Source organism: Shewanella sp. ZOR0012 (assembly GCF_000798835.1).
In the GTDB taxonomy this organism is placed as follows: Bacteria; Pseudomonadota; Gammaproteobacteria; order Enterobacterales; family Shewanellaceae; genus Shewanella; species Shewanella xiamenensis.
Map to the genome: position 1 here is coordinate 1 of NZ_JTLE01000030.1, position 7,352 is coordinate 7,352.

Annotated in this window: 4 protein-coding genes; 2 read left to right on the forward strand and 2 right to left on the reverse strand. The window is 44.6% G+C overall.

The window, feature by feature from the left end; all coding sequences use genetic code 11:
* Positions 1-317 precede the first annotated feature (317 nt).
* Positions 318-1,328, reverse strand: a complete 1,011-nt coding sequence (locus L976_RS01100; protein ID WP_047533331.1) for an isocitrate dehydrogenase — start codon at positions 1,326-1,328, stop codon at positions 318-320.
* Positions 1,329-1,582: 254 nt separating this feature from the next.
* On the opposite strand from L976_RS01100, the gene L976_RS01110 reads away from it, so the two are divergent.
* Positions 1,583-4,399: a S9 family peptidase gene (locus L976_RS01110; protein WP_047533335.1), complete on the forward strand. Its 2,817-nt coding sequence runs from the start codon at positions 1,583-1,585 to the stop codon at positions 4,397-4,399.
* 701 nt (positions 4,400-5,100) lie between these two features.
* On the opposite strand, the gene L976_RS01115 is transcribed toward L976_RS01110, so the two are convergent.
* The gene (locus L976_RS01115; protein WP_197062262.1) at positions 5,101-5,982 is read right to left on the reverse strand and encodes an alpha/beta fold hydrolase; all 882 of its coding nucleotides are present in this window, start codon (positions 5,980-5,982) and stop codon (positions 5,101-5,103) included.
* Between the two features lie 61 nt (positions 5,983-6,043).
* Between L976_RS01115 and L976_RS01120 the strand changes: the two genes are divergently transcribed.
* The gene (locus L976_RS01120; protein WP_012089968.1) at positions 6,044-6,937 is read left to right on the forward strand and encodes a LysR family transcriptional regulator; all 894 of its coding nucleotides are present in this window, start codon (positions 6,044-6,046) and stop codon (positions 6,935-6,937) included.
* The last annotated feature ends 415 nt before the right edge of the window (positions 6,938-7,352 follow it).

Consider the following 7,352-nt stretch of genomic DNA (forward strand, 5'->3'; position numbering starts at 1 on the left):
ATTAGATTTTGTTCGTTCTGGCAAGCACGTGCTCGCGAAACGAGGAATGATGTGTAGTTATTCTACTCAAATGACGAGCGGCTCTTATGACCGAAAGTAAGAGCAAGGGCTTGCCAGACGAACCCTTCGGGCAGCATTTGGCTGACGTTTCTGCTGCGTTATCGTCCGTTTATGTAGAATAACTACACTGCACGGACTTTGCCTTGCATAAACGCCAGCCAAATTGCTGCAAAAATAGCCCTGAAACGTCAACACGCCCTAAATGGCAGCCATAAAAAACGCACCCTAGGGTGCGTTTTTTGTTTCGCGCAAAGCGATTATGACAGACGGTCAAGCACCGCTTGAGTGAAGTCAGTCGTACCGTGGGTGCCGCCTAAATCGCGAGTCGTACGGTCGCCTTCTTCAATCACTGCCGATACGGCTTTACGGATCATGTCGGCTTTATCAGCCATGCCTAAGTATTCCAGCATTTGGATAGAGGCTAAGATCACTGAGGTTGGGTTAGCGAGGTTTTTACCTGCGATATCTGGCGCGCTGCCGTGAACCGCTTCGAAAATCGCTGCATCACGGCCAATGTTGGCGCCGGGTGCCATACCTAAACCACCGACTAAACCGGCACACAGATCCGACAGAATGTCACCAAACAGGTTGGTGGTTACGATGACGTCGAAGTTTTCTGGGTTCATCACTAACTTCATGCAAGTCGCATCGACGATCATTTCTTCGGTTTTGATGTCTGGGTATCGTAGGCTCACTTCGCGGGCCACTTTCAGGAACAGACCTGAAGTTGACTTCATGATGTTTGCTTTGTGCACGATAGTGACTTTCTTGCGGTTTTCTTTACGGGCCAGTTCGTAAGCGAAGGTCGCGATTTGCTCAGCGCCTTGGCGAGTGACGATACTGGTCGCTTCTGCGGTGCTGCCGTCTTCAGAAACCTTTTGACCGTGGCCTGAGTACATGCCTTCGGTGTTTTCACGCACTGTGATGATATCAATGTTTTCATAACGGGCTTGAGTGCCTTTGAAAGACAACACTGGGCGCACGTTCGCGTACAGGCCGAATTTCTTACGTAATGTCACGTTGATAGAGGTAAAACCTTCGCCTACAGGCGTAGTTAGCGGGCCTTTCAGGGTGATACGGTTTTTTTCGATCAGTTCTAAAGTACGCTGCGGAAGTAGTTCGCCTTGCTTCTCGAGAGCGGTTAAGCCTGCATCGGCAAATTCATATTCAAAATCACAACCAGTTTTATCAAGAATTTTTAAGGCTGAATCAATAATACTTGGGCCAATTCCATCACCTGGAATTACGGTTATCGTTCTTTTTGACATGGAGAAGTCCTTCCACGGTTCGTCGTTACTGCAATTGTCCGACCCGGGATCAGCCGGGTAACATGACTATGAATTTGGTATTTTTTCTCCCTATTATTTTAACCGTGTTTGGTCAAACTTCACAGGAATTAGTGAGCAATATCACGATTTTTTATTGGGTAAAACTTGTAAAAATACTGGGTTATAACGATGATGGAGAGCCAATGGTTAAAAAAGTCTACTTTAGTCTAACAACTACATAAAAGAGGAAGACATTGAAGTTATTACCTATCACATCGCTAGTGCTGTTATCCCTCGGAATATTGCCGCATGCCCATGCTGAAACTAGCACTAAACCGCTTACCCTAAACGACATCATGCATTTTGAGTCCCTCGAAAAGCCCGTTATCGCTGACAATGGTCAAGTGCTAGCGGTAGAGGTGGCGCCGGATCGTGGCGATAGCCATGGTTTAATTAAAAATCTGCAATCAGGAAAAGACTTTCAGATTGAAGGCGGCTCAGATCCTATCGTGAGTCACACTGGCCGTTATGTGGCGATGGCGGTTAAGCCTAGTTTGCTTAAAGTTGAAACCAGCGATGCTAAAGCTAAGAAAAAGCTTAAGGCCGATATGGTGTTGCTCGATACCCAAACGGGCACGCAAACCAAATTTGAACGGGTAAAAGAATTTGTCTTTAGCGACGATGGCGCGCATTTAGCCATTTGGTTTGAAGCCGACGAAGAGGCCAAGAAAGACACCAAAGAGAAAACCGAAGGCACTGATGATAAGCCCAAAGCCGAAAAGGTGAAGATTGATAAGTTCGACCAAGGCCGTCGTTTTAGCTTAGTGAATCTATCTTCGCCTTCGCAGCGGGTGGATCTGGAGCATGTGACCGCCTATCAGTTTGATAAAGACAGTCGCCGCTTGGCCGTCGCGGTTAATGATATCGAAGCAAAGCAACATCAATTGCAACTAATTGATTTGAAAAACTACAAAAAATCAACGGCATTTGAGTCTCAAACCCAACAAATCGGTGCGGTTTCACTGTCGAAAAATGGTCGCTGGCTGGCCTTTACTCAAGGAGATGCGAGTGAATTACCCTATGGCCGCAGCTATCAGCTAAGCCTAGTCGATATCGCTTCGGGCAAAATTCGCCCTGTGCCAAACACCAAAGAGTGGACGTTAAACCGTTACGCCAGTTTAAACTTCTCGCTAGACAGTGAGCGACTCTTCTTTGGCCGCGTGCCCGAGGTGAGCCAGCAGCTTAGCTTGAAGAAAATAGCTGAAGAAAAAGATCTTTATGATAAAGAGATTGTGACTGGCCAGCGCGGGCTTAAAGTCTGGCATGGGGACGATTCGCGGATTAAACCCCATGAAATTAAGCAATATGAGGCAGAGCAAAAGCGTACTTATTTAGCGGTACTGCATTTAGGCTCTAACAATGTGGTGCAGCTTGGCGATAAAACGGTGCCGGATGTCACCCTGTCACAGCATAAGCGTTTTATGCTGGCAAGCTCTGACTTACCCTATCGCAAGATGATCACTTGGGCTGGGTTCTATCAAGATTATTATTTGGTGGATATCAATACGGGTCGCAAGTTGCCGCTGTTAACCCAACAACCCAGTGATGCTGAGCCAAGCTTATCGGGCGACGGTAAATATGTGGCCTATTATCAGCAAGGTCATGTGTATTTATACGATATTGCCGAAGGTCGCCGCACTAATCTGACCCAGTCTTTAAAGGTGAGTTTTGCCGATGAAGATCATGATTCTCCCTCCAATGCGCCGGGTTATGGTTTTGGCCCTTGGCTTAAGGACGATGCCGGCTTCCTCGTCTACGATAAATTCGATGTGTGGCAGTTTAACACCGCATCGAAAACGGGCTTTGCCTTAACAGCAGGGCAGGGACGCGCTCAAAAAATTCAATATCGTGTTGAAGGCTTAGTTGATAATCCCGATGAGCCAACGACGCTTGCCTACAACGCTACTGTGCTGCTGCATGGTTACAGCGACAAGACTAAGGCCGATGGTTTTTATCAAGCGACCCTTGGCGAAGCGGGCGTTAAGACCCTGATGGAAGGCGAGTATAAATTAACTGTGCTTGGGCGCAGTAAAGATGCCGATACCTTGGTATTTTCTAAGGAGCGATTTGATCTCTTCCCCGATTTATACACCGCAAGCTATCAAGCGCCACAACAAGCAGTGAAGCAAACCGATTTTGATAAGCAGCGCCAAGCTTTTAATTGGAGCCAAGCTGAATTAGTGCATTGGATCAATGGTGATGGTAAACCCCTCGATGGTGTGTTGATAAAACCGACCAACTATCAAGCGGGCGAGCGTTATCCTGTGCTGGTGTACTACTATGAATTGATGACCGACAGACTGCATGCCTTTCCGCAAATGAAGGTTAACCACAGACCTAACTTCGCTTGGTATGTGAATAACGGTTATGCGGTATTTTTGCCGGATATTCGTTTCGATATTGGTTATCCCGGTGCCAGCTCAGTACAAACATTGACCTCGGGCGTGCAAAAGCTTATCGATATGGGCGTTGCCGATGCTAACGCCATTGGTTTACAAGGACATTCTTGGAGTGGTTATCAAACGGCCTTTGCCATCACCCAAACTAAGATGTTTAAAGCCGCGGTGGCGGGGGCGCCAGTGGCGAATATGACCAGCGCCTACAGCGGTATTCGCCATGGCACCGGCATTGCACGCCAATTCCAATACGAAACAGGCCAAAGCCGCATAGGTGCAAGTTTATTTGCAGCGCCACAAAAATACATTGAGAACTCGCCCGTGTTTTATGCCGATCGCATTAAAACACCATTGATGATCATGTTTGGCGATAAAGACGATGCAGTGCCTTGGGAGCAGGGTGTTGAAATGTACTTGGCGATGCGCCGTGCGGGTAAAGATGTGGTGTTTTTACAATATGAAGATGAGCCACATCATCTGAAGAAATACCCTAATAAGCTCGATTACAGCATTCGGATGATGGAATACTTCGACCATTATCTTAAAGGCAAACCCGCGCCAGCCTGGTTAAGCCAAGGCGAAGCCTATGTCGAATATAAAGCCGATGATGAGTAATCGTCTGTTTTAGGTTTATCTATAAGCAAACGCCACCGTAAGGTGGCGTTTTTTATGGCAAAAACGGCGCGAGCTAGCTCATTGAAGTAGTCCTTTTATCCCCTTGGAATTACCATGGCTCACCTGTTTAGCATTAGCGTAGTCTGTATGTTTTAAAGAAATATGTGTCTCGCTTTGGGACAAAAGCGATTAATCTTTTTATCTATTTATGGAGTTTATTGTCATTGTTTCCCCAGTGACTCGCCGTGAATATATCCCTATAGGCTCGACGGCGACATCCATGTCGCCAACGGTCACTGGTACCCCAATGCCAATTTTAACTACCCATTTGCGATATGGACGTAAAAAGCAAAGGGACAAAACCTTGCTAGATTATTCACCCTTCTTAGCCTGATTCGGATTAGCTCTTCTAATAGCAATGCTTCGTTTGGCAACAAACCAACCAATACTCAATATCTCCAGTCGGAATACGCATAACAGGGGCATGAATCAGTTCTCTGGAGATTTGATTAAAAAACCGTCCCAGAATAGCCGCAAACGGGGGATTGGGACGGGGTTTAGCGGCTCGCGTGAATCAGTCTGGTGTAGAGTGATTCACGGGCTCAGTTTTGGAACAGAATGAATTAAGCAAAGTAATCCAATTTAGGAATAAATTCACATGTGATATCGCATTGATGTGCGTAACCTTCCAATTCACAATTTCAGCGCGTTCTTTGAATCTTCGCCATCGTATCAACGAACTTTTCTGGGCACTCAAGCATCGGAGTGTGAGATACACCTTTTAACTCTATCAACTTGAGTGACTTAAATGCTGACTTGAAGCATTGCCATGTATGCAACGGTGCAATACTGAAATCTAATGAGCCATTAATCACTGTCAAGTTTAGGTTATTTGACAATATAGTTAGGTCTATATCGCGAAATAGTTCACCCCATAGTTTATCAAGTAATACCGTATTAGTTTCTACTCCCATCCAAAGTTCCAATTCATCAAATTTTGGATCAGCCCATCTCATAGGACCTAATCTTCGACAAATATGAACAAACTTTCGTTCAGGTTCATTAGTAATGTCGCTCTCAAGCATTGCCATATTTTTTTCTAGTAACTTCCGTCGCTCTTCAGATGCATTTTGGGACCAATGGGCGAACTGTTTTTCTTGCATGCCCCTCGATAAACTTGGTGCAGCACCAACTACAATGACTTTATCAATAATAAGGCTTGTCTGGTTTGCAAAGTGAATAGCCATATACGCATGTCCTGAATGTCCGAACACAGAGGCACTCTTGATATTGAGATGCTGACAGATATGCTCAATGTCGCTAGAAATTACCTCCAAATTTATAGGGCTATCAACACCATCATGTAAGGCAAAACCTCGGTGGTCTAGATACAGACAGGTAAAATGATTGTGTAATGTCTGTGGCATAACTTTCTTGTAATAGTCGACACAACCAATCACAAGTAGGTTTGGGCCTTGACCAAACTGCTCTACCTTGAGTTGATAGCCATCACGTTCAAAAATCATTTGATTTGTATTATTCATATTTATTTGTCTCGCTAAGTCTTTATTACTATACCCCATGAATTATCCAGATAAATAGCTTAATATTGGATTAAGAAATTGAATTTATGGGATAATGAAAATGGATCGAATAGACAACGCTTGGCTATACTCGTTTATTTCTGTGTACGAACAGAGCAGTTTTACCAAGGCATCTGAGCGTTTACTCATTCCAAGTTCAACAGTCAGTAGGCATGTGCAATTACTTGAAACTGAAATTGGCAATAAGCTGTTTTATCGAACAACACGGAAAGTCACTCCAACGCCGAATGGTGAAATGCTTTACCGTGAGATCCAAGCTCCTCTTCGCCAGTTAAATCATGCATTGCAGAGTATTAGCGCATCGACTCAATTGACAAACGGTAGTATTCGATTAAGCACACCTGACATCCCATTTATCGGCGATATCCTTGCCGACTTTGCTTACCACTATCCTAATATTTCTCTTTTTTGTGAACACAGCACCTCGATGGAGAGTGCACTCAATAATGACCCTGACATTATCATTAGCTTTGAACGAGGTAGACTAGATGAAAGTGATTGGGTGTCTAAGCCTCTATGTGAATGGGAAAGTGTGATTGTTGCTTCCACTGCTTGTCTTGAAAGATATGGAACGCCGAAGACCATTGAGGATCTACGAATTATTCCATGCATATCGAGCTACAAGGCCTTTGGTGGCAATCCTTGGATATTCCAAACGTCAGATAAACGCAGTACGCAATCATTAGAAGTAGAATCGAAAGTAAATGTTGATGGTGGTTTCATTGCTAAAGCTTCAGCGATGCGCGGATTAGGTTTCGTTGCGTTACCTAAAGTTTTTTGTACTGAGGAGTTGAATCGAGGTCTGTTGATTGAACAGCATTTAGATTGTCAATTAGCACCGTTAACCATATATATCCATCATCGTTCCATCACCTTTCATACTCATCTTATAATGTTACTGGTGAATTTTATGCGTCAGCAGGTAAATGCATAACTCACTTTGGGCAAAGCTTTGTTAGCCCAAAGCTCATGAAAAATGATCGCGTTCGCGCGTGAATCAGACTAGGCAAGTATGATTCACAGTAACGATTTTTGAACTCCCTCATGGTCAGGTCATACTTTTGGGTATCCATTACTTTATGTATCTCTAACTATCAGACCAAGCAAGAGCTAGCCTTCTCGCCGTGGCAAGCTTTGGGGCAAAAGTTATCTGCTAATAAAAGTAGCGTCTACAGCAAATCAAATTGAAAACTAACCACATCAACAGTTTCACGACCCCTTTAATGAACTAAATAGCTGTTCCGAATAGTAGATCACTGCACTCGTAAGGTTTCTATAAGGGATACGGAACATGCATCGTGCGCTGAGTCTTGTTACTTCAGGCTTTGGTGCCAGATTACACGCATGCC